Source organism: Sinorhizobium fredii, from assembly GCF_002944405.1.
In the GTDB taxonomy this organism is placed as follows: domain Bacteria; phylum Pseudomonadota; class Alphaproteobacteria; order Rhizobiales; family Rhizobiaceae; genus Sinorhizobium; species Sinorhizobium fredii_C.
Genome location: NZ_CP024307.1, coordinates 1,956,740 through 1,978,740, shown reverse-complemented (window position 1 = coordinate 1,978,740; position 22,001 = coordinate 1,956,740). Strand labels below are relative to the sequence as shown.

The following is a 22,001-nucleotide window of genomic DNA, read 5'->3' as shown; positions in this document are numbered from 1 at the left end:
GTCTGGCGTAAAGAACCTGTTAATACTATATTTAGTGTTTGCAGCCAGCCTCACCACAAGATACTGGATACCCGGGTTTGGGTTTCCTCTAGAGATACGGAAGCTGAAGCTGGCTGCGGGACCTCTCGCGGCCGGACGGACAATTGCGCCGAGGCGCATGGCAACAAAGGACGGGACAATGAAGATCGAACGTCGTTTCACCAAGGCAGGGCAGTCCGCCTATGCCGAGATAGAATTCCGCAAGGCGACGAGCGAGATCAAGAATCCGGACGGCTCGATCGTCTTCCGTCTCGCCGATATCGACGTGCCGGCGCAATTCTCCCAAGTGGCCGCCGATATTCTCGCGCAGAAATATTTCCGCAAGGCGGGCGTGCCGGCCAAGCTGAAGCGCGTCGAGGAGAACGACGTCCCCTCCTTCCTGTGGCGCTCGGTTCCCGACACCGAGGCGCTGAAGGCGCTGCCGAAGGACGAGCAATACGGTTCCGAAACGGATGCCCGGCAGGTTTTCGATCGCCTCGCCGGCACCTGGGCCTATTGGGGCTGGAAGGGCGGCTATTTCGAAACCGAAGAAGACGCCAGCGCCTTCCGTGACGAGCTCGCCTATATGCTCGCCACCCAGCGCGTCGCGCCGAATTCGCCGCAATGGTTCAATACCGGCCTGCACTGGGCCTATGGCATCGATGGTCCCGGGCAGGGCCATTTCTATGTCGACCCGTTCACCGGCAAGCTGACGAAATCGAAGTCGGCCTATGAGCACCCGCAGCCGCATGCCTGCTTCATCCAGTCGGTCGGCGACGACCTCGTCAACGAGGGCGGCATCATGGACCTCTGGGTCCGCGAGGCGCGTCTCTTCAAATACGGCTCGGGCACCGGCTCCAACTTCTCGCATCTGCGCGCCGAGGGCGAGAAGCTATCGGGCGGTGGCAAGTCGTCGGGCCTGATGAGCTTCCTGAAGATTGGTGACCGCGCCGCCGGCGCCATCAAGTCGGGCGGCACGACGCGCCGCGCCGCCAAGATGGTGGTCGTCGACATCGACCATCCGGATATCGAGGAATATATCAACTGGAAGGTCAAGGAAGAGCAGAAGGTCGCAGCCCTCGTCACCGGCTCCAAGATCGTCGCCAAGCACCTGAAGGCGATCATGAAGGCCTGCGTCAATTGCGACGGCAGCGATGACGCCTGCTTCGATCCGAAGCAGAACCCGGCGCTGAAGCGCGAGATCCGCGCCGCCAAGCAGGCGCTGGTGCCGGAAAACTATGTCAAGCGCGTCATCCAGTTCGCGCGCCAGGGCTACAAGGACATTCAGTTTAAGACCTATGACACCGATTGGGATTCGGAAGCCTATCTGACGGTCTCGGGCCAGAACTCCAACAATTCCGTTTCGATCAAGGACGACTTCCTGCGCGCCGTCGAAGCGGACGACGATTGGCAGCTGACAGCCCGCAAGGACGGCCGGGTGATGAAGACGCTGAAGGCCCGCGACCTCTGGGAGTCGATCTCCTATGCTGCCTGGGCATCGGCCGATCCGGGCCTGCACTTCAACACGACGATGAACGACTGGCACACCTGCCCGGCGGCCGGCCCGATCCGCGCCTCCAACCCGTGCTCGGAATACATGTTCCTCGACGACACGGCATGCAACCTCGCATCGCTCAACCTGATGCAGTTCAAGGATGCCGCCAGCAAGCGGATCAACATCGCCGACTACGAGCATGCCGTCCGCCTGTGGACGGTCGTTCTCGAAGTCTCGGTGATGATGGCGCAGTTCCCGTCGCGCGAAATTGCCGAGCTCTCCTATGAGTACCGGACGCTCGGCCTCGGCTATGCCAATATCGGCGGCCTCCTGATGTCCTCCGGCATCCCCTATGATTCGGCCGAAGGCCGCGCCATCGCCGGCGCGCTGACCGCCATCATGACTGGTGTCGCCTATGCGACCTCAGCGGAAATCTCGGCCAAGCTCGGCCCCTTCCCCGGCTTTGCGCCGAACCGCGACAACATGCTGCGCGTCATGCGCAACCACCGCCGCGCAGCCCATGGCGAGACCACGGGCTATGAAGGCCTGTCGGTCAACCCGGTCGCACTCATCCACACCGATTGCCCGGATCAGGAGCTGATCGCCCACGCCAAGAGCGCCTGGGACAAGGCCGTTGAACTCGGCGAAAAGCATGGCTACCGCAATGCCCAGGCGACCGTTATCGCGCCGACCGGCACGATCGGCCTCGTCATGGATTGCGACACCACCGGCATCGAGCCCGATTTCGCGCTGGTGAAGTTCAAGAAGCTCGCCGGCGGCGGCTATTTCAAGATCATCAACCGTGCCGTTCCGGAGGCGCTCAGGACGCTCGGCTATTCGGAAAGCCAGATCGCCGAGATCGAGGCCTATGCTGTTGGCCACGGCAATCTCAACCAGGCACCCGCCATCAACCCGACGACGCTGAAGGCCAAGGGCTTCACCGACGAAAAGGTCGATGCCGTCAATGGGGCGCTGAAGTCGGCTTTCGACATCAAGTTCGTCTTCAACCAGTGGACGCTCGGCGCCGATTTCCTCAAGGGCACGCTGAAGGTCACCGACGAGCAGCTTGCCTCGATGGACTTCAATCTCCTCGAGCATCTCGGCTTCTCGAGGAAGGATATCGAATCCGCCAACATCCACGTCTGCGGCGCGATGACGCTCGAGGGCGCGCCCTTCCTCAAGGCCGAGCACCTGCCGGTCTTCGATTGCGCCAACCCCTGCGGCAAAATCGGTAAGCGCTATCTTTCGGTTGAAAGCCACATCCGCATGATGGCGGCCGCCCAGCCCTTCATCTCCGGTGCGATCTCCAAGACGATCAACATGCCGAACGAGGCGACCGTCGAGGATTGCAAGAACGCCTATATGCTCTCCTGGAAGCTGGCGCTGAAGGCCAACGCGCTCTACCGCGACGGCTCGAAGCTGTCCCAGCCGCTGAACGCCTCGCTGATCGAAGACGAGGAAGACGAGGAAGCGATCGAGGAGCTGCTGCACGCGCCGGCTGCCGCGCAGGCGGTCGCCGTGACGGAAAAGATCGTCGAACGCGTCATCGAAAAGGTCATCCGCGCCCGCGAAAAACTGCCGAACCGCCGCCAGGGCTATACCCAGAAGGCGATCGTCGGCGGCCACAAGGTGTATCTGCGCACCGGCGAGTTCGGCGACGGCCGCCTCGGCGAGATCTTCATCGACATGCACAAGGAAGGTGCCGCCTTCCGCGCGATGATGAACAACTTTGCCATCGCCATCTCGCTCGGCCTGCAATACGGCGTGCCGCTCGAGGAATATGTGGAGGCCTTCACCTTCACCAAGTTCGAGCCGGCCGGCATGGTCCAGGGCAACGACGCGATCAAGAACGCCACGTCGATCCTCGACTACGTGTTCCGCGAACTCGCCGTTTCCTATCTCGGCCGCCACGACCTGGCGCACGTCGACACTTCCGACTTCAGCAACACGGCGCTCGGCCGGGGCATCCAGGAAGGCAAGACCAACCTCGTCTCGACCGGCTGGACCCGCGGCTACAAGCCGACGATCGTCGGCGGCTCCGGCGACCGCTCGGAGCCGAGGGGTGCCTCGACCGGCGCCCCGACCCGTGCCTCGGGCGGCGCCACGGTCACCTCGATCACCGGCAATGCCGTCCGCAAGCTCGAGCCGACAACGGCAACAGCCACCTCGGAAGTCGTCGCCTTCAAGCGCGACTATGAGGAGCGCGCCGCAGAGCTTGCCGAGGAGATCGCCGAAGAAGTCGAGCAGGAAGTGACCGCCCTCTTCTCCGACAAGGCCGCGGCAGAAGCTGCTTCCGCCAAGTCGGAAGCCAAGAAGGTCGAAGCCGAACGCCGGGCCCGCTCGATCATGCAGGGCTACACCGGCAACATGTGCTCCGAGTGCCAGAACTTCACGATGGTGCGGAACGGCACGTGCGAGAAGTGCGATACGTGCGGTGCTACAAGCGGGTGCAGCTAATAGCGGTTAGTTGCTGCTACCTGTAACGCGCACATAAACCCGGTCTAAAACGAAAGGAAAAGGGACAATTCGCATCTACTGATTGCACAGGCGCACAAAGTTCGCGGCACCTGCAACTGGTAACGGCTCAGCGAAACCATCTCTTCCTTTGGAACGAGGCTTACGAAAACAGTTCCAGGCGCGCATGCGGCTGGAGCTTCGAACTGAGATGCGAGTACTGATCGAGCGGCGTATTAACCCATGCCGCCGCTTGATCCGTGATACGAGGGCGCAGTGAACAAAGTTGCTCGCCCTTTCAGACTTAGATTGCCGCGACGCATCAATGGAAGATCGTAGGGCACTGAAATTTAACAGTTTTTTAGGGATTCCCCTTCCCTTTTTTGGCTCAATATCGTAGCCTCAAGGGTGCGAATCAGTAGAGAGAAAGGAGGCTTTTTCGCTGAGAAAACGGAGGCCTATCTCCGCAATACCGCAACCGAGCTCCTACACCCGGCTGCGGCATATCTTGCGAATATCCAATGCGACATTCGCATGGCATGGAGACCGAAATCCCCTGCGTTTTGCAAAAGCACTATAGGAGGATTCGGGTCTCTCTGTCGAGTTGGTGTCGTTTGTTTATCCACGATCCTGGAAAGGAATACGGAAAATGAGTGCACGTAAGACATTCGACGTTGGACGCGACTCTCGTTCGGGTCAGTTCATCACTGTGAAGCAAGCCGAGGCTCGTCCCAACACGACGACCGTCGCGCGCATCCCGAAAGCCGGCTATGGCGACACCAAGGGTGAGCCCAGCCGTCGCAAGTAAGCGTTCGAGGCGCCTCGAGCAGGCGCCTCCTTCGCATGCTCAAAAACCTATAGTGAGGTGACGCATGTCCGACAATGAAGACGTCGGCCTGAAGGCCGCGTTGCGCAATTTTGGTGACCTCGTCCGGCACAAACGCCAGGCTTGCCGATGGACGTTCCATGGACTTTCCGAGAAGACCGGGATCGAAATCACGGCACTTAGCGACGTGGAAGCTGGGCTCAATCCCCTGACGGAAATCGAACGGGAGACGCTTTGCGACTTCCTTGGCATCGATATCGATGCTTTCTCGAAGATGCTCCGTAAAGAACGCAACAAGGAGTCGACGAAAAACGTCGACACAGCCGGGCAGCTTCGTGCAGCCCCCGTCGTCGATCTAAAAAGGTATCGTGAAACATGGCAAAGGACTACTTCACATCCCGAGGATTGAGCACTCCGAAGATGATGAAGGAGGCTTTGAAGTACCGGAACGAGTTCGACATGCAGCATGTCGAACTCGTCGACATCGTCGATATCATAGAGTTCAAGCTGGTCTCGAGGTTTCCGGACTTTCGGCTGGTGATTGCTCGCGATACCGAAATGAAGGAAGACGCGCTCGCCGAGCCGCTGAAGGGCCGGATTACGGTCCGACAGTCGGTCTACGTCGCAGCGTGCGACGGAGACGTCGAAGCGAGGCTCGTTCTCGCGCACGAACTTGGTCATTTCCTCCTGCACCGGGAGAAGGACGTCTCCATGCACAAGGATCCGCGCGGCGCCGTCCAGCCGATCCGTGACATGAAGGCAACTGAAAGCATCGAGGACCAGGCCGACATGTTTGCACGGCACTTCCTGGCGCCTCCTCACCTTTCTTACCTATACCGACACGAGCCGCATAAGCTGGCGATGCTGACAGGCACTCCGCTGAGAGTCTGTCTGGGCAACATCACGATGTCGAAGTGGCCGGAGGTGTACGCGATCAGAACAACGTGAGGGACTGCCCACCGCAAAAGCGGGCTGCGAGATCTCATCTGCCGTGCAATCCAATCCTGCGGTTGCCAACATCTTTGATGACCGACCGCGACTGTTGAAAAGGTCTTAGCATGTCAGTTCCGAAAATAGGCTTCTCCGCCTATCTGAAGATTATAAACAGCAACCCCCGCCCCCAACGGACGATCGTTCGGCAGCGGTGCCGCCCCAGTTCGGGCGGCTATGACTTCCATAAGAGCTTTCGCTATCGTGTCCAGCAGGTCTCATTTGAAGGGCTGTCGCTGGCAGCAGCGCTCACCTCTACGCAGCAGATCTCCCGTGAGCCAGAAAGGAATTCGGCTCGCCGAGCGTTGGAGCAGTTCTTCGAGTGGAAGGACGGGCATCCGGGCGCAATGCTTTCGTCTCCACCCGTAACTTTCGTGAGTCCTGCGGGATTGTTCAAGGTGGAGTTTATCCCGGACTTCTGTTTGGAGATCGGAGGACGAATGACGGCAGTGCACCTGTGGAACACGCAGCATGATCTCAGCGGACATCTGGTGCGGGCGGCATTGAGCTCCGTCGCCGCCCGGCATCCTATGGAGAGCCGGCCTGACGATTTCGCGGTGCTCTCGCTCCGTGACCGGATGCTCTACCGGTGGTCCGAGGCCGACCGTGAAACGAGAGCACTGGGCGAACGGCTCCTCGAGCTTCTCGACGTGCAATTCACGGCGGCTCGTACTGAACTTGGCATTCCCGCTTCGCCAGAACTGGGCGAACCCCGCACTGGGGCGTGACGTAGACGGCGGCATCACCCGGCCAGGGTGGTGTCGCTCTTCAAGTATGAAACAACCTCTGGAGTAATGAATGGCAAGTGTCTTCTTCTCATATTCCCATGTCGACGAAGCACTTCGGGATCAACTTGAGAAGCAGTTGTCGATCCTGAAACGCCAGGGCGTCGTAGAGACTTGGCATGATCGACGGATCGGCGCTGGCGAGGAGATCGACTCCGCCATCAGCAGGAACTTGACGACGGCCGACATCATCCTCCTCCTTGTAAGTCCCGATTTCATCAACTCCGACTACTGCTATGATCGGGAGATGACAGTGGCGATGGAGCGTCACGAGGCAGGCAGCGCGGTCGTCATTCCCGTGATACTTCGGGCCTGCGACTGGCACGGCGCGCCGTTCGGAAAGCTGAACGCCAGCCCTCCAGACGGACGTCCGATCACGCAGGCTACGGATCGGGACCAGGCTTTCCTGGAGGTTGCGAAAGCAGTTCGAGCGGCGGTGGAACGTGTCGGCAAGCGCAGTGCCGGAGCTGCTCCCTCGGCAACGTCGGCTGATCGCGCTTTCAAGACTTCTGCAGTCGAGCAACTTCTCTCCGAAGCTCCGCGCTCCAGCAACCTGCGAATGACGAAGACCTTCACCGACCGCGACCGTGATCGATACAAACGGGAAAGCTTCGAGTTCTTGGCAAAGTACTTCGAAAATTCCTTGAAGGAGCTTCAATCGCGCAACGCCGGCGTCGAAAGTGACTTTCGTCGTATCGACGGCGATCGGTTCACCGCGTCGGCCTATCGGAATGGAAAGGCCCTGAGCCGATGTACCGTGTTCGTGGGCGGTGGTCGCGGCTTCGTCGACGGCATCGCCTACTCCGATGGCGAAACGTCTGCGAGCAATTCGTTCAACGAGATGCTCAGGGTCCAGAACGACGACCAATCCCTCTTCCTAAAGAGTTCCGGAATGAGGTTCGGAGGCACGTCCGATACAAACCTTTCATCTGAAGGCGGCGCAGAGCTGCTCTGGTCGATCTTCATGGAGCCTCTACAACGGCAGCGATAGGAGAAATGATTGATGCTTTCGATCTCTGAATTCGCAGTTGGGGACGTAGCCGAAGCGGCCGTCTGCAGCCTCATTCTGCCCCGTTCGGAACGGCAGCGCCCTGGCCTCGTCGGCATGGTGGACGACACTCCCTTCTTCGTCTTCCTCAGCCATGAGCACAACTATGGTGCGTGCAAGAAGTCTGTGCGGCTCCGTAACCCTGGCATCGTCGTGCCAAACGTTCAGATCGAAGTCGATGAGCGGTCGATCGGCGAATACGACCCGTGGCAGACAAGGGCGGGTGCGTTCGTCATCGATGATGGGAAGGCGGGCGTGCTGGCGGGAGACCCACAGACGCCGGGCCTCGCCCGGTTCGTCGTCAATGTCCTCGACGTCGCCAAGAGCGAAATCACCGCGGCCTTCTCCAGATGGCAGATCGTGGTCGGTTCTGCTCAGGATCGCCGGGTTCTGCTGACGATTGACACGACCGCCTCAGTCTAGCACGCTTTAGTCCTCACCGGACATGTACGGCGTTGAAGCGTGAGTCCTAGGACTCCCGCAAACATTCGAGTAGGAAAAAATATCGAGCGATTCGGCGCCCTAACACTTTAGACGCCGCGGGGCCTTACGTCTCCTTCCTGCCGGTCGAACACGGCTGAATCCTTCAGGAGACTAAAGTGAAATTTCTTGTAACTGCATGCCTTCTCAGCGAGCGGCTGAAGCCTCGCCCCAAGCCTGGAATCCAGGAGTTCTTCGAGCGGTCGGTAATTGCCATACCATTCGCCACCTATTTGACGATCGAGCGCGGCCTCGACATTCTCGCGCGAAACAAGGCCGAGAAGGAAGCTCAGCTTCGGGGGGACATCATGACGATGCTGGCCGGCTGCGAATTTGTTCAGGGCTACGATGCTGAAATAGCCCGCGCAATGGCTCGAATCCTCGGGCACGGTTCGTTGCGCCATACGTGGCTTTACGAGATGGGGGCGACAGCGGCCGCCGACATCACCGAAATGGACCTCCCGGGCTACGGAGAGACAGGTTTGCGGAGCGGCGGCTTACGATGGACCCATGGTCTCGCTTTTCGAGCTGGCAGGCCAGGCGGAACAACCTCTCCTCGTCGGCAAAGCGTCCCACGAAATGCATGCCGATCGGCAGGTCGTTGTCCGACCAGCAGAGTGGCACCGACATTGCCGGCTGGCCCGTGACATTGAAAACGGGAGTCCAAGGGATGAAGCTGAATGTCTCGGCGGCGAGGCGCTTCGCGATGCCTATCCTTTTTAGGAGCCAGCCCGCCTTCACCCGACCCACAGCGCGAATAATTTTCTTCTCGGCAGCAGACGGCTGAAGCGATCCTATCGGCGGCGGAACCCGCGCCAGCACCGGCGTCATCAGGATGTCGTACGTTTCGAAGAATTGCGAAACGCCTCTCGCCGCGAGCTTTAGATAGCGTAGCGCAGCCGCAAGTTCGCCTGCCGAAAGTGTCTCTCCAAGCAGACCCATCCCGAGTGTCGAGGGATCGAAGTCCTGAACACGTACCGGAACACCGGCCGCCCTCGTCGCCTCTTCGATGTCGACTTGCAGTTCCGCGGCGATGACGCTCAGAAACGAAAGGGAGAACGCCTCGGCATCGATAGACGGTGCTGCCTCAACAATGTCGTGACCAAGTTCTTCCAGCAGTTTTGCAGTGGCGGAAAAAGCTTGCAGGATCTCCGGTTCTACTTTCCCGCCAAGCATCGGAGCCGCCGATACGGCAATTTTCAGTTTCCCCGGCGGACGTCCCGCCGCTTCGAGAAAGGACCCTGGCGGTGAGGGCAGGTAATGGGGCGCACCGACATCCGGTCCTTGGACAAGGTCGAGAAGGGTGGCCGAATCCCGCACCGAGCGCGTCAGAACATGTTCCACGGCGAAGCCCGCGCAAGGTTCCCCCGTGAACGGTCCGGCAGGCGTCCGGCCGCGGGTCGGCTTCAGGCCGAACAGCCCGCAGGCAGAAGCCGGGATGCGGATAGAGCCACCACCGTCGCCGCCCGAGGCAAGCGGCACCATGCGTGCCGCGACCGCTGCCGCCGAACCACCGCTCGAACCCCCAGGGGTCCGATCCGGATCCCAAGGATTCCGAGCCGGCCCGAAGGCGTCTGGTTCTGTATAGGGTGTGAGGCCGAACTCCGGAGTGTTTGTTTTCCCCAGGACGATCAGTCCCGCCTTCTTCCATCGAGTGACCAGTTCGGAGTCGCCGGTCGCCGGCAACTTCGCGAGCAGGCGGTTGCCTTGCGAGGTCGGGATTCCTTCCACTGTTGCGAGCAGATCCTTGAGAAGGAATGGGACGCCTACAAAGGCGGCGCCCGCGTCAACTTCGTCTACCGCTTTCCGCGCTTCCTCGAACATGGTCAGGATGACAGCGTTGAGGGGCGGATTTCGCGAGACGATCCTGTCTATGGCCGTTTCGACGAGTTCCAATGCCGATACCGCGCCTCGCTTCACCAGGTCGGCGAGGCCAAGGCCATCGAGTTCGTCGTATTCAGCGATCAATGCACCATCTCCAACTTGAAATCCGACCATTGCAGGGCGGAACACCTGTCAGCCGATGTGAATCCGATGGACTGGCACGTGAGGATACCCCAAGTTGTCCCCGCTCAACGAATCAGAATCGGAGATTCCATGCCCCTCAAACGTCTGATTGCCGCGGCATTGGCAGCCTTGGCCCTGTCGGGTTGCGCAAGCACCGGCGGTACCGGCAACACGACCTACGCCCAATGGTACGGACCGAACCCCGTTCCCGACTTTAGCGCTGCGACACCCGGCGGCGTGCGCATGGCCTACTGACCAGCCGCGCTTGTCATCGGACACCCGAGGGGTGTCCGTGATCGCCGGACCAGCCGCCCTCCAGCGAGTCGAGATTGAATCGCCTTGTCCGCTCCCATTCCTCGACATCGTTCCCGACAATCCCGACCCGGCCGACATTCGCGCCATCGTTGCGACGCTCGACGCCTATAACATTGCCAATAGCGGCATGGCCGAGCTGCCGGGCTTTGCCGTTATCCTTCGCGATCCGCAAACGCGCGCCGCCACCGGCGGGCTCTATGCGATCGACGGATACGGATGGGCGTTCGTCAGATATCTTGCAATTCCGGACGAGTATCGCGGCCAGGGCCTCGGGCGGCGGCTGATGGAGGAGGCGAAAAGAATTGCCCGGGCGCGCGGCTATATCGGCCTGCGGCTGGATACGTTCGAATTTCAGGCCCCTCCCTTCTATGAGAAGCTCGGCTTCGAGCTCTTCGGCGAGCTGGAAGGCGCACTGGGCGCAATCCCCGCTATTTCCTGAAGAAATGCTTTTGAGGGCCCGCTGCCTCGCCGAGATGATCCCTTGAATTCCAACGGATCGGCCCCATCTATCGGTCACCACCCGTATAGAGAGGACCGTGCGCCGACTTTCTGGTTGGGCGCCTTCGCGGCTTCCGGGTTTGAAGGGCGCTCCCCGGAAGGGTCGAGCGCCCTTCTACTTTCCCGCGCGGTCGTTCATTCACACCTGCAGTTGCTCCCGCGATCAGCGCGGCGGAACGATGCCCTGGTAATACTCGCCTTCACCGCCGACATGGACGGTTTGCGAGCAGGCCGTGAGCGTTGCAAGCGCGAGCAACAATAGGATTTTGCGCATCAATCTCGGTCCCTTTCTAAAGGATTGATGGCCATTGATATTCCGGCCTTCGCCAAGGATCAATTGCCTTCTCGGCGCTCCCAACCCGCTAGTATCGGCGACAGGAGTTTTGCCTCAGAAGAGCCGCCGGCTGTCCGTGGCGTCTAAAACTGCGTCGGCGGCACGATGCCCGTGTAATAGTCCCCCGATCCGGGCGTGTATGAGTTGTAAACGGTGGTTCTTCCCGTTTGAGAGCACGCCGCCAGAGTGAAAAGTGCCATGAGCAACAGCAAAGCACGCATGTCTCGTCCTTCCTGACCAGAGGTCCCCGATGCTCTTTCACAGCGCCGGTTTGCGCCATTCTCTTGATCAAGCTGTGATTGTACATCCCGGTCAACCGTCGAGATAGACCGACGAAAGGGGACGGTCTTCTCGCCGGGGCCGCCTGCCCCTTCCACCTCTTCGGCCGGTTCTTCGTGCCACTTGGCCGGATTCCGGCGCCTCAAACGCTCGCATTCAAATAAAATCCGACCGCGCGGCTTCACCTGCCCGCAAACGGAGTCTGGCAAAAGGAAAGGAGGAGCGTATTTCAAGGCGAGCAAAGTGACACAGGTCATTACCATTTCCGCGACGACGGCGGCTTACGCGGCCGAGGCCGTCAAGCCTTCCGCGCGCGTGCGTGGCGACGCTCCGGCCGATGAAGCCATCACCTTGCTCGCGGCACGGCCGCCGGATCGAGCCGCTCTTGCGCCGGCATCCCTCAAGACGAAAGGTGCCCTGCCCCTGGCGCTGATGCTGATCAGCGCCGGAATGCGTCCGCCCCAGGAGAGCGAGGCGGAGACATTGCGTCGCTACCTCGAATTCATGGAGGAGGAAAACGCCGATCGCGGGGAAGACTGGGAAGACGAACCGGCCACCGATGATGAGGAAAAGGGCGACGAAATCGCCGTCATGCTCGACCAGTTCATACAAGGGGCCTGACGGTGGAGCGGGTTTTCCAACCCGCTCCGAAGTCTCAAACCGAAAGGCTTACTTATGCTTGTGGCCGGCCGCTCCACCGCCGGCAGCCCCAACCGGGAGGATATAGTCGACCGTTCCGGCCTTCTCGAAGGTCAGCGTGACGGGCACGGTCTCGCCCTCAGCGAAGGGTTTTGGCACTTCCATGAACATCAGGTGCAGACCTCCGCTCTTCAATTCCACGGTCTTGCCTGCCGGAATGACGATGCCGTCTTCGAGCTTGCGCATCTTCATGACGTCGTTTTCCATCGCCATCTCGTGCAGTTCGACGCGTCCGGCCGCCGGGCTTTCGACAGCGACCAGCCGGTCGTCGGCATTCCCCGTATTCTTAACGACAAAGCCGCCGCCGCCGACCTTGGCGCCCGGCAGCATCGCCTTGACCGCACCGCCCGAGATTTCGAGAGCGCCGACTTCGACGGGAGCGGCTTCGGCCTGCTGAGCGCCGTGCCCGGCATGGGCCTGCTCTTCGCCTGCAGCCGTCACGGCTATGGTTGGTGCCGGATGTTCGAGCGCGTGAGCGTCCTCGCCCGCCGCCGGCACCTCATCCCAGACGACCTTTGCTTCAGAGCCGCAAAGCTGCGTCGTCGGGAAGGCAAGCACCGTTTCCTCGTCGAAGCCCGAGACCTTTCCGCGGATGACGAAGGTGTCATAGTGCTCGTCAGGCAGATTGCCGCCCTTCCAGCGGATTTCGACCGGACCGGAGGAGGCCTTGGTTCCGTGATTGTCGTAGGTCTTCTGATAGTCGCCTTGGATGATTTCAAGCTCCCAGCCGGGTTTCGGCTGCGGCTTGGCGAAGACGAAGCCTTCCGGCAGCTTCACCTGCACCTCGGTCGTCGGCTTGCCGTCGCAGCCGTGCGGCACCTGCAGGATCGCCTTGAACGTCTTTTCGCTGGGCGTGCTGTCCACCTCGAAGGTCGCATGCGCGTGAGCCATGCCGGCGGCTGCGAGCGTGAGGCCTGCCGTGAGGAGGGTCATTCTGATCTTGGTCATGTCGTAGTCTCCGAACCACGTGCCCTGAAACACGGGCTTCGTGGTGAATGCCGCCAAGCGGCGTGATGAAAGTTCAATTCTCGGAAGAGCGTTACGACAGGATTGGCGGCCCGCGCGGGGGCGGCAAAAGCCGCAATGGCGTCAGCGCGATCTGAATTTCGGTGACAGGCGAATCGGCGAGCCAATTGCCTTTGTCGGCTGACACGCTTGCCTGCGGCGGCTCGGGCAGAAGCACCGAGGCGGCGAGCCTGCATGCCTCGCAAATCGGAGCGATCGGCGGCGCTTTGCCGTCTTCGTGCTCGACACCCTCGGTGCCGAAGCAGATCTCCGCAAAGGAGCCGTCGGGCAGACGATATTCGGCCGCGAGCGCCGCGTTCGTTCCGATGACGAGAGAGGGTTTGTGGGCGAATGACAGGAAAACGAGCGCGAAGGCGGCAAGCAGCCGCACCGCAATTCGCCATCTGTCCCCTTGCCCGATCATGATCGCCTCTGTCTCGTCTCTTCGTTATTCACAATCCGCTTCAAATGCAAAGGCCGATTTGCCGCAGGCGCGCCCAAGAGCGACGATGAAGCCATGGCGACAAAAATATGTTTCATCGCGACATTCGCCCTTGCCAAAATCCGGCCTTCGCCGTTATCTGGAGATGATCTTGTTGGGAGAAACCGGTTCAATCCGGTGCCGAAGGAGCAACCGCCCCGGAAACTCTCAGGCCAAAGGACCAGCAAGGTACCGGTAGGACTCTGGAGAGAAGCGGTTACGCTCGCCGAAGGGATAACAATCTCAGGCAAACGGACAGAGGGGGCTCGAAGTTGTCGGCGTTTGACGCCGGTAGTGTGAGCCGGCGCGCCCAGCGCCAGACCTGGAGGCCGGATTTGGAACCTATGTCCCGCTTGAATCATACGCCTTTGCACGCCCTGCATCTGTCGCTCGGCGCGCGCATGGTGCCATTCGCCGGCTATGAGATGCCGGTGCAATATCCCGAAGGCGTGCTCAAGGAACACCTGCACACGCGTTCTGCCGCCGGCCTCTTCGATGTGTCGCATATGGGCCAGGTCATCATCCGCCCGAAGTCCGGCCGGGTGGCCGATGCGGCCTTGGCGCTCGAAAGGCTGGTGCCGGTCGATGTGCTTGGGCTTGCCGAAGGTCGCCAGCGCTACGGGCTCTTCACCAATCCGGAAGGCGGAATTCTCGACGACCTGATGATTGCCAACCGCGGCGACCATCTCTTCCTTGTCGTCAACGCCGCCTGCAAGGAGGCCGACTTCGCGCATTTGAAAGATGGGCTTGGCGATAGTTGCGACGTCACTCTGCTCGACGACCGCGCCCTCGTCGCGCTTCAGGGCCCTCGTGCGGAGGCGGTGCTTTGCGAGCTATGGGCGGATGTCGCCTCCATGCGCTTCATGGACGTGGCGGAGGCGGATCTCCACGACGTCACGTGCATCATTTCCCGCTCCGGCTATACGGGCGAGGACGGTTTCGAGATCTCCATTCCCGCCACCTCGGCGGTGGACGTGACGCAGCGCCTGCTCGAGCATCCGGACGTGCTGGCCATCGGCCTCGGCGCGCGTGATTCGCTCCGCCTCGAAGCCGGCCTTTGTCTCTATGGCAACGATATCGACACCGGCACGACACCGGTCGAGGCGGCCCTTGAATGGGCTATCCAGAAGAGCCGCCGCGCCGGCGGTGAGAGGGCCGGCGGCTTTCCCGGCGCCGACCGGATCCTTGCGGAACTTGCCGGCGGAACCCGCCGGCGCCGCGTCGGCCTGAAGCCCGAGGGGCGCGCGCCGGTCCGCGGCGGCGCGAAGCTCTTCGCTGATGCGAACGGCGCGGTGCCTGTCGGCTCGGTGACCTCCGGCGGCTTCGGACCGAGCGTCGATTGCCCGATCGCCATGGGCTACGTCGATGCCGCCCATGCCGAGAACGGCACACAGATTTTTGCAGAGGTGCGGGGCAAGTACCTGCCGGTCACGGTTTCCGCCCTGCCCTTCGTCAAACAGACCTACAAACGCTGATCAGGAGAGAGCGCGTATGCTGAAATTTACCGAAGAACACGAGTGGCTGAAGGTCGAGGACGGCGTTGCGACCGTCGGCATCACCGAACACGCCGCCGGCCAGCTTGGCGATCTCGTCTTCGTGGAACTGCCGGAAGCCGGCGCGACCTTCGCCAAGGGCGATTCGGCTGCGACCGTCGAATCGGTGAAGGCCGCCTCCGACGTCTATTGTCCACTCGACGGCGAAATCATCGAGGTAAATCAGGCGATCGTCGACGATCCGTCGCTCGTCAACAGCGATCCCCAGGGGGCAGCCTGGTTCTTCAAGCTGAAGCTTGCCGATCCGCGCTCTGCCGATGGTCTGCTCGACGAAGCAGCCTACAAGGAGCTTGTCGGCTGATGAGCATGCCCAAGGATTTTACCTTTACCGACTACAAGCCTTACGATTTCGCCAATCGACGCCATATCGGCCCTTCGCCCTCCGAGATGGAGGAGATGCTGAAGGTGGTCGGCTATCCGAGCCTCGATGCGCTGATCGACGACACCGTTCCGGCCTCCATCCGCCAGAGGACGCCGCTGTCTTGGGGTGCGCCGATGACCGAGCGGGAAGCGCTCGACAAGCTGCGCGAGACAGCCAATCGCAACGACAAGCTCGTTTCGCTGATCGGCCAAGGCTACTATGGCACGATCACGCCGCCGGTGATCCAGCGCAACATCCTGGAAAACCCGGCCTGGTACACGGCCTATACGCCCTATCAGCCGGAGATCAGCCAGGGCCGGCTCGAGGCGCTGCTCAATTATCAGACGATGGTCTGCGACCTGACCGGCCTCGATGTCGCCAACGCCTCGCTGCTTGACGAAGCGACGGCCGCGGCCGAAGCCATGGCCATGGCCGAGCGCCTCGCCAAGTCCAAGGCGAAGGCCTTCTTCGTCGACGAGAACTGCCATCCGCAGACGATCGCGCTCCTGCAGACCCGTGCCGAGCCGCTCGGCTGGCAGCTTGTCATCGGCGACCCTTTCTCGGATCTCGTTGCCGCCGGCGTCTTCGGGGCGATCTTCCAGTATCCCGGCACCTACGGTCATGTCCGCGATTTCTCCGAGCTGATCGCCAGGCTGCACGAACAGGGCGCCATCGCCGCCGTCGCCGCCGATCCGCTGGCGCTTGCCCTGTTGAAATCGCCGGGAGAAATGGGCGCCGACATCGCCATCGGTTCGACGCAGCGTTTCGGGGTTCCGGTCGGCTATGGCGGACCGCATGCCGCCTATATGGCCGTCAAGGATGCCCACAAAAGGTCGATGCCCGGCCGTTTGGTCGGCGTTTCGGTGGACGCACGCGGTAACCGGGCCTACCGGCTTTCCCTGCAGACGCGCGAGCAGCATATCCGCCGCGAAAAGGCCACCTCAAATATCTGCACCGCCCAGGTGCTGCTCGCCGTGATGGCGTCGATGTACGCGGTCTTCCACGGTCCGAAGGGCATCAAGGCGATTGCCCAGAGTGTCCATCAGAAGACGGTGCGTTTGGCGATGGGCCTCGAGAAGCTTGGCTACACGGTCGAGCCGGACGTCTTCTTCGACACGATTACGGTCGAGGTCGGCAAGCTGCAGGGCATCATCCTGAAGACCGCGGTCGCGGAAGAGGTGAACCTTCGTAAGATCGGTGCGACCAAGATCGGCATCAGCCTCGACGAGCGTTCGCGGCCGGTGACACTCGAGGCGGTCTGGCGGGCCTTCGGCGGCGACTTCAAGGTCGAGCAGTTCGAGCCGGACTACCGGCTGCCGAAAGAGCTCTTGCGCACCAGCGATTACCTCACCCATCCGATCTTCCACATGAACCGCGCCGAAAGCGAGATGACGCGCTACATCCGTCGCCTCGCCGACCGCGACCTGGCGCTCGACCGGGCGATGATCCCGCTCGGGTCCTGCACGATGAAGCTCAACGCGACGGCGGAAATGCTGCCGATCACCTGGCCGGAATTTTCGGAAATCCATCCGTTCGTCCCGGCCGATCAGGCGCGCGGCTACCAGCACCTGATCGAAGACCTGTCCGACAAGCTCTGCGCCATCACCGGCTATGACGCGATCTCGATGCAGCCGAATTCAGGCGCGCAGGGCGAATATGCCGGGCTCTTGGTGATCCGCGCCTATCACATCGCCAATGGCAACGGTCATCGCGACGTCTGCCTGATCCCGACATCGGCACACGGCACCAACCCGGCCTCGGCGCACATGGCAGGGATGAAGGTCGTGGTCGTCAAGGTGAGCGACATCGGCGAGATCGACATGGACGATTTCCGCGCCAAGGCGGAGCAATATGCCGACACCCTCTCCTGCTGCATGATCACCTATCCCTCGACTCATGGGGTGTTCGAGGAGAACGTGCGCGAGGTGTGCGAGATCGTCCACAAGCATGGCGGCCAGGTCTACCTGGACGGCGCCAACATGAACGCCATGGTCGGCCTCTCGCGTCCCGGCGACATCGGCTCGGACGTCAGCCACCTGAACCTGCACAAGACCTTCTGCATCCCGCATGGCGGCGGCGGCCCCGGCATGGGGCCGATCGGCGTCAAGGCGCATCTCGCGCCGTTCCTGCCGGGCCACCCGGAAACGGACCAGAATGAGGGCGCAGTCTCCGCTGCTCCCTTCGGCTCGGCTTCGATCCTGCCGATCTCCTGGAGCTATTGCCTGATGATGGGCGGCGAAGGCCTAACCCAGGCGACCAAGGTGGCGATCCTCAACGCCAACTATGTCGCCGCGCGGCTGAAGGGTGCCTATGACGTGCTCTACAAATCGGCCAAGGGACGGGTCGCGCATGAGTGCATCGTTGATACGCGGCCGCTCGCCGAAAGCGCCGGCGTTACGGTCGACGACATCGCCAAGCGGTTGATCGACTGCGGCTTCCACGCGCCGACGATGAGCTGGCCGGTGGCCGGTACATTGATGATCGAGCCGACGGAATCGGAGACCAAGGCGGAGCTCGACCGCTTCTGCGATGCGATGCTGGCGATCCGCGAGGAAGCCCGCGCCATTGAGGAAGGCCGGATGGACAAGGTCAACAATCCGCTGAAGAACGCGCCGCACACTGTTGAAGACCTCGTCGGCGACTGGGACCGGCCCTATACGCGTGAACAGGCCTGCTTCCCGCCCGGCGCCTTCCGCGTCGACAAGTATTGGTCGCCGGTGAACCGCGTCGACAATGTCTATGGCGACCGCAACCTCATCTGCACCTGCCCGCCGATCGAGGCCTACGCGGAAGCGGCGGAGTGAACTGACACAAGGGACAAAGCAAAAGGCCCGGCGAAAACCGGGCCTTTTGCTTTTATCTGCAGCCGTGTGCGAGATGCGTCAGTTGGCACGCACCACCGGGTTGCCTTCTGCAGCAAGCGCGGCCAAATCCGCCGGCTTCAGCTCGACCGATTCGCCGCAGCCGCAGGCGGACGTCTGGTTTGGGTTCCTGAAAGTGAAGCCGGAGCGCAGGGCGGTCACCTCGAAGTCCATTTGCGTGCCGAGCAGGTAGAGCACCGCCTCCGGCGCGACCCAGACCTTGGCACCTTGATGTTCGATGAGATCATCCCTGGCATTCGCCTCGGTGACGAGGTCCACGGCATATTCCATGCCGGCGCAGCCGCCTTTCTTGATGCTCACGCGGATGCCCTTGGCGTCGCCGCCGGCATTCTCGACGATCGACCGGACGCGGCCGGCGGCGGCATCGGTCAGGCTCATTACGGCAAAGCCCATAGGCTCCATCTCCTTCACATCACCGGGTTAAAGGCCCGGTGCTTTCCAGAATCAAATGTAGTGCCCGTATGTTAACGGATCAATATGGGAGTTCGGGCGTGAATCATGCAGCGGGATGCGAGTGGAAAACCGCGAACACTTCTCCTCATCCCGCTCTAATACCAGCCGAGCGCCACCTGCGCCTCTTCCGACATGCGGTCCGGCGTCCATGGCGGATCGAAGGTCATGGTCACCTCAACGCCGGAAACACCCTCTACGGCGCCGACCGCGTTCTCGACCCAGCCCGGCATCTCGCCGGCGACGGGGCAGCCCGGAGCCGTGAGCGTCATGTCGATCTTCACCATCCGGTCGTCCTCGATGTCGATCTTGTAGATAAGACCGAGTTCGAAGATATCGGCCGGGATTTCCGGGTCATAGACCGTCTTCAGCGCGGCGATGATGTCGTCGCTGAGGCGCGCCAATTCCTCGGCTGGAATGGCCGAATGTACGATGCCTTCGCGGACATCGACCTTTCCCTGCGCTTCCCCGAGACTCATGTCTGCCTCCTTAGGCAAAGAACTTGCGCGCATGTTCCAGCGCTTCCGCCAGAGCGTCGACCTCGGCCCGCGTATTGTAGAGGCCGAAGGACGCACGGCATGTGGAGGTGACGCCGAAACGTTTCAAGAGCGGCTGCGCACAATGGGTGCCCGCCCTAACGGCGATGCCGGCCCGGTCGATCACCATCGAGACGTCATGGGCATGAATGCCGGCGATCTCGAAGGCGAAGATGCTGCCCTTGCCCGGCGCATCGCCGAAGACGCGCAGCGAATTCACCGAGGACAGGCGCTCGCGGGCATAGGCGGTAAGGTCCGCCTCATGCGCCCTGATTGCCGCGCGGCCGACCTTTTCCATGTAGTCCAGCGCGTAGCCCAGCCCGATCGCCTGGACGATCGGCGGCGTGCCGGCTTCGAACCGGTGCGGCGGATCGTTATAGGTGACGCGGTCCTCCGTCACTTCCTCGATCATCTCGCCGCCGCCCATGAAGGGCCGCATCTCCTTGAGCCGTTCGGCCTTGCCGTAAAGCACGCCGACACCGGACGGGCCGTAGAGCTTGTGGCCGGTCATCACATACCAGTCGCAGTCGATGTCCTGCACGTCAACCGGCATGTGCACCGCGCCCTGGCTGCCATCGACAAGAACCGGAATGCCGCGCTCGCGAGCGATACGGCAGATTTCCTTGACAGGAACGACCGTGCCCAGCGCATTCGACATATGCGTGATGGCAATGAGCTTCGTCCGCTCGGTCAGGCAGTTGACGAAATCCTCTATATGGAATGCGCCATCATCATCGACCGGCGCCCAGACGAGCTTGGCCCCCTGCCGCTCACGGATGAAGTGCCATGGTACGATGTTGGAGTGGTGCTCCATGATCGAGACGACGATCTCGTCGCCCTCGCCGAGATGCGGCATCCCGTAGCCATAGGCGACCGTATTGATCGCCTCCGTCGACGACTTGGTGAAGACGATATTGTCGACGGACGGTGCGTTCAGGAAGCGGCGCACCTTTTCACGCGCGCCCTCATAGGCGTCCGTCGCGGCATTCGAGAGGAAATGCAGACCGCGGTGTACGTTGGCGTATTCATTGGCGTAGGCATGGGCAACCGCGTCGATGACGAGTTGCGGCTTCTGCGCCGATGCACCGTTGTCGAGATAAACAAGCGGCTTGCCATAGACCGTCCGCGAAAGGATCGGGAAATCATTTCTTACGGCCTCTACGTCATAGGCCGGCACCGGCACAGTATGTTCCATGGTCCTGTCCAATCAGGCGTGTTTTTCGAGCCAGTCCGAGATCACGCCTTCTAGTGCCTCGACCAGTGCCTCGTCATCTTCCAGTTCCTCGACGATCTCGGCAACGAAGGCGTTGACGAGCATGGCGCGGGCCTTGTTCTCCGGAATACCGCGAGAGAGCAGGTAGAAGAGCTGCGTATGATCGATATCGATGACCGTCGCACCGTGACCGCACTGAACGTCGTCGGCGAAGATTTCGAGCTCGGGCTTCGCCGAGAAGTCCGCGTCGTCCGACAAGAGCAAGGTATTGCACGACATCTTCGCGTCGGTCTTCTGGGCGTCCTGGGCGACCAGGATCTTGCCCTGGAACACGCCCTTGGCACGATCGAAGACAACGTTGCGGATGATCTCGCTCGAGGTCGTGTGCGGTACGTCGTGGCTCAGCGTGAAGGTCACGTCCGTGTGGCTCTCGCCGCCCAGCAGGTTGATGCCGCGCAGGGTCAAGTCGGATCCCTCGCCGCTCGCCCTACCGTGCAGTTCCTGGCGCACCAGCTTGCCGCCGGCATTGATGACGAACACGTGCAGCTTCGCGTCCTTCGCGAGGTCGAAACGGATCTGTCCGAGATGGGTGTCGGCCGGGCCCTGCTGCTGCAGGATGATCCAGATGACGTCGGCGCCTTCGCCAAGCGTCACGTCGCTCACCGAGGAGACGAAGCTCGCATCCCCGTTGGTCGACAGATGCCGCTCGAGCACGGTTGCCTTGGATCCGGCGCCGAAAGACACCGGGAAACGGGTGTGGGCCTGGCCATGGCTTTGCGCGACCTGGATCTCCAGCGGCGTTTCCAGCTCGGCACCTGCCGCAACGGCGATCTCCAGACCGCCGCGGACCAGGCCGCCATTGATGCGGCCGATGGCGTCGTCGGAGCCGAGGACCGCAAGCCCGGCGGCAGCCGAGCCGTCGATCAGGCTCTCCGTATAGGAGCGTGCCGTTACGCCTTCGGGAAGGCTCTTGAGATCGGCCTCGCCATTGCGCACCGAAAGCACGGTCGCGCCAGCGACAATCGGCTCGACCCGATCGGCAAAGGCGGACGGATCGGCGGAGGGCACTGCGCGCAGCAGGGTCCTCAGGTCCGTATAATGCCAGGACTCGACGCGCCGCGTCGGGAGACCGGCCGTCTTCAGCTCGTGAACCAGCGTGTCGCGCAGCGACAGCACCGCTCCGTCACCTGGCAGATCGCCGATCTGGGCGGTATAGGCGTCAACGAGCGCCGTTTCGGCTGCCGTCATATTGATGGCCTGTTGCATATTCATTCGAACACTCCTTCAACAGG

General features: G+C 61.6%; 21 protein-coding genes and 1 riboswitch. Of the genes, 13 read left to right on the top strand and 8 right to left on the bottom strand.

The features are described 5' to 3' along the window. The first annotated feature begins 178 nt into the window (after positions 1–178). From NXT3_RS09840 to NXT3_RS09815, 7 genes are all read left to right on the top strand, one after another. Entirely contained in the window at positions 179–3,970 is a 3,792-nt protein-coding gene (locus NXT3_RS09840; protein ID WP_104839264.1) for a vitamin B12-dependent ribonucleotide reductase, read from the top strand. Between the two features lie 646 nt (positions 3,971–4,616). After that, the gene (locus NXT3_RS31625) at positions 4,617–4,775 is read left to right on the top strand and encodes a hypothetical protein (RefSeq protein ID WP_158665336.1); all 159 of its coding nucleotides are present in this window, start codon (positions 4,617–4,619) and stop codon (positions 4,773–4,775) included. A gap of 64 nt (positions 4,776–4,839) precedes the next feature. Continuing rightward, positions 4,840–5,202: a helix-turn-helix domain-containing protein gene (locus tag NXT3_RS09835; RefSeq protein ID WP_104839263.1), complete on the top strand. Its 363-nt coding sequence runs from the start codon at positions 4,840–4,842 to the stop codon at positions 5,200–5,202. Continuing rightward, positions 5,169–5,741, top strand: coding sequence for an ImmA/IrrE family metallo-endopeptidase (locus NXT3_RS09830; RefSeq protein ID WP_104839262.1), 573 nt, complete (start codon positions 5,169–5,171; stop codon positions 5,739–5,741). Before NXT3_RS09835 ends, NXT3_RS09830 begins: the two co-directional genes overlap by 34 nt. 110 nt (positions 5,742–5,851) lie before the next feature. Then, positions 5,852–6,511, top strand: a complete 660-nt coding sequence (locus NXT3_RS09825) for a hypothetical protein (RefSeq protein ID WP_104839261.1) — start codon at positions 5,852–5,854, stop codon at positions 6,509–6,511. Positions 6,512–6,581: 70 nt separating this feature from the next. Then, positions 6,582–7,559: a toll/interleukin-1 receptor domain-containing protein gene (locus NXT3_RS09820; protein ID WP_104839260.1), complete on the top strand. Its 978-nt coding sequence runs from the start codon at positions 6,582–6,584 to the stop codon at positions 7,557–7,559. A 12-nt stretch (positions 7,560–7,571) separates the two neighbouring features. Beyond that, positions 7,572–8,039 (top strand): hypothetical protein, encoded by a 468-nt coding sequence (locus tag NXT3_RS09815; protein ID WP_104839259.1) that lies wholly within the window; start codon positions 7,572–7,574, stop codon positions 8,037–8,039. Positions 8,040–8,146: 107 nt separating this feature from the next. Here NXT3_RS09815 and NXT3_RS09810 read toward each other — a convergent pair whose 3' ends face one another. Both NXT3_RS09810 and NXT3_RS09805 read right to left on the bottom strand, forming a co-directional pair. Next, positions 8,147–8,500, bottom strand: coding sequence for a hypothetical protein (locus NXT3_RS09810; RefSeq protein ID WP_104839258.1), 354 nt, complete (start codon positions 8,498–8,500; stop codon positions 8,147–8,149). Positions 8,501–8,540: 40 nt separating this feature from the next. Continuing rightward, entirely contained in the window at positions 8,541–10,094 is a 1,554-nt protein-coding gene (locus tag NXT3_RS09805; protein WP_234828105.1) for an amidase, read from the bottom strand. Positions 10,095–10,193: 99 nt separating this feature from the next. On the opposite strand from NXT3_RS09805, the gene NXT3_RS09800 reads away from it, so the two are divergent. The 3 genes from NXT3_RS09800 (at position 10,194) to NXT3_RS09790 (ending at position 12,150) form a co-directional block, all read left to right on the top strand. Continuing rightward, the gene (locus tag NXT3_RS09800; RefSeq protein WP_086022771.1) at positions 10,194–10,358 is read left to right on the top strand and encodes a hypothetical protein; all 165 of its coding nucleotides are present in this window, start codon (positions 10,194–10,196) and stop codon (positions 10,356–10,358) included. 37 nt (positions 10,359–10,395) lie between these two features. Further along, positions 10,396–10,857 carry a GNAT family N-acetyltransferase gene (locus NXT3_RS09795; protein WP_234828104.1) on the top strand — a complete coding sequence of 154 codons (462 nt, stop codon included), beginning with the start codon at positions 10,396–10,398 and terminating at the stop codon, positions 10,855–10,857. Between the two features lie 915 nt (positions 10,858–11,772). Beyond that, complete coding sequence (locus NXT3_RS09790; RefSeq protein WP_104839257.1) at positions 11,773–12,150, top strand: hypothetical protein; 378 nt, start codon at positions 11,773–11,775, stop codon at positions 12,148–12,150. A gap of 48 nt (positions 12,151–12,198) precedes the next feature. Here the strand turns inward: NXT3_RS09790 and NXT3_RS09785 are convergent, their stop codons facing one another. After that, positions 12,199–13,176 carry a DUF1775 domain-containing protein gene (locus NXT3_RS09785; RefSeq protein WP_104839974.1) on the bottom strand — a complete coding sequence of 326 codons (978 nt, stop codon included), beginning with the start codon at positions 13,174–13,176 and terminating at the stop codon, positions 12,199–12,201. Between the two features lie 91 nt (positions 13,177–13,267). Beyond that, a complete protein-coding gene (locus tag NXT3_RS09780) occupies positions 13,268–13,657 on the bottom strand; it encodes a hypothetical protein (RefSeq protein ID WP_104839256.1) in 390 nt (129 codons plus the stop codon). Positions 13,658–13,820: 163 nt separating this feature from the next. Next, a riboswitch (glycine riboswitch) is annotated at positions 13,821–13,908 on the top strand. 141 nt (positions 13,909–14,049) lie between these two features. Between NXT3_RS09780 and gcvT the strand changes: the two genes are divergently transcribed. The 3 genes from gcvT to gcvP are packed head-to-tail and all read left to right on the top strand — an operon-like array spanning position 14,050 to position 18,432. Then, on the top strand, positions 14,050–15,189 hold the full coding sequence (gcvT, locus tag NXT3_RS09775) for a glycine cleavage system aminomethyltransferase GcvT (protein WP_104839255.1): 1,140 nt from the start codon (positions 14,050–14,052) through the stop codon (positions 15,187–15,189). 16 nt (positions 15,190–15,205) lie between these two features. Beyond that, positions 15,206–15,568 carry a glycine cleavage system protein GcvH gene (gene gcvH / locus NXT3_RS09770; RefSeq protein WP_037383475.1) on the top strand — a complete coding sequence of 121 codons (363 nt, stop codon included), beginning with the start codon at positions 15,206–15,208 and terminating at the stop codon, positions 15,566–15,568. Continuing rightward, positions 15,568–18,432 carry an aminomethyl-transferring glycine dehydrogenase gene (gcvP, locus tag NXT3_RS09765; RefSeq protein ID WP_097524814.1) on the top strand — a complete coding sequence of 955 codons (2,865 nt, stop codon included), beginning with the start codon at positions 15,568–15,570 and terminating at the stop codon, positions 18,430–18,432. Before gcvH ends, gcvP begins: the two co-directional genes overlap by 1 nt. Positions 18,433–18,510: 78 nt before the next feature. On the opposite strand, the gene sufA is transcribed toward gcvP, so the two are convergent. From sufA to sufD, 4 genes are all read right to left on the bottom strand, one after another. Next, positions 18,511–18,903: a Fe-S cluster assembly scaffold SufA gene (gene sufA, locus NXT3_RS09760; RefSeq protein WP_037422130.1), complete on the bottom strand. Its 393-nt coding sequence runs from the start codon at positions 18,901–18,903 to the stop codon at positions 18,511–18,513. A 155-nt stretch (positions 18,904–19,058) separates the two neighbouring features. Further along, a complete protein-coding gene (locus NXT3_RS09755; RefSeq protein WP_097524813.1) occupies positions 19,059–19,439 on the bottom strand; it encodes an SUF system Fe-S cluster assembly protein in 381 nt (126 codons plus the stop codon). Positions 19,440–19,449: 10 nt separating this feature from the next. Next, entirely contained in the window at positions 19,450–20,691 is a 1,242-nt protein-coding gene (locus tag NXT3_RS09750) for a cysteine desulfurase (RefSeq protein WP_104839254.1), read from the bottom strand. A gap of 12 nt (positions 20,692–20,703) precedes the next feature. Next, positions 20,704–21,981 carry a Fe-S cluster assembly protein SufD gene (gene sufD / locus NXT3_RS09745; protein WP_104839253.1) on the bottom strand — a complete coding sequence of 426 codons (1,278 nt, stop codon included), beginning with the start codon at positions 21,979–21,981 and terminating at the stop codon, positions 20,704–20,706. Between the last annotated feature and the right edge of the window lie 20 nt (positions 21,982–22,001).

Coding starts and splice junctions, on each gene's coding strand:
- sufA (WP_037422130.1), bottom strand. CDS start 18,903: ATGGGCTTTGCCGTAATGAGCCTGACCGATGCCGCCGCCGGCCGCGTC.
- NXT3_RS09835 (WP_104839263.1), top strand. CDS start 4,840: ATGTCCGACAATGAAGACGTCGGCCTGAAGGCCGCGTTGCGCAATTTT.
- NXT3_RS09805 (WP_234828105.1), bottom strand. CDS start 10,094: ATGGTCGGATTTCAAGTTGGAGATGGTGCATTGATCGCTGAATACGAC.
- NXT3_RS09820 (WP_104839260.1), top strand. CDS start 6,582: ATGGCAAGTGTCTTCTTCTCATATTCCCATGTCGACGAAGCACTTCGG.
- NXT3_RS31625 (WP_158665336.1), top strand. CDS start 4,617: ATGAGTGCACGTAAGACATTCGACGTTGGACGCGACTCTCGTTCGGGT.
- gcvH (WP_037383475.1), top strand. CDS start 15,206: ATGCTGAAATTTACCGAAGAACACGAGTGGCTGAAGGTCGAGGACGGC.
- NXT3_RS09785 (WP_104839974.1), bottom strand. CDS start 13,176: ATGACCAAGATCAGAATGACCCTCCTCACGGCAGGCCTCACGCTCGCA.
- NXT3_RS09815 (WP_104839259.1), top strand. CDS start 7,572: ATGCTTTCGATCTCTGAATTCGCAGTTGGGGACGTAGCCGAAGCGGCC.
- NXT3_RS09825 (WP_104839261.1), top strand. CDS start 5,852: ATGTCAGTTCCGAAAATAGGCTTCTCCGCCTATCTGAAGATTATAAAC.
- NXT3_RS09840 (WP_104839264.1), top strand. CDS start 179: ATGAAGATCGAACGTCGTTTCACCAAGGCAGGGCAGTCCGCCTATGCC.
- NXT3_RS09755 (WP_097524813.1), bottom strand. CDS start 19,439: ATGAGTCTCGGGGAAGCGCAGGGAAAGGTCGATGTCCGCGAAGGCATC.
- sufD (WP_104839253.1), bottom strand. CDS start 21,981: ATGAATATGCAACAGGCCATCAATATGACGGCAGCCGAAACGGCGCTC.
- NXT3_RS09800 (WP_086022771.1), top strand. CDS start 10,194: ATGCCCCTCAAACGTCTGATTGCCGCGGCATTGGCAGCCTTGGCCCTG.
- NXT3_RS09750 (WP_104839254.1), bottom strand. CDS start 20,691: ATGGAACATACTGTGCCGGTGCCGGCCTATGACGTAGAGGCCGTAAGA.
- NXT3_RS09780 (WP_104839256.1), bottom strand. CDS start 13,657: ATGATCGGGCAAGGGGACAGATGGCGAATTGCGGTGCGGCTGCTTGCC.
- NXT3_RS09810 (WP_104839258.1), bottom strand. CDS start 8,500: ATGGCGCAACGAACCGTGCCCGAGGATTCGAGCCATTGCGCGGGCTAT.
- NXT3_RS09830 (WP_104839262.1), top strand. CDS start 5,169: ATGGCAAAGGACTACTTCACATCCCGAGGATTGAGCACTCCGAAGATG.
- gcvP (WP_097524814.1), top strand. CDS start 15,568: ATGAGCATGCCCAAGGATTTTACCTTTACCGACTACAAGCCTTACGAT.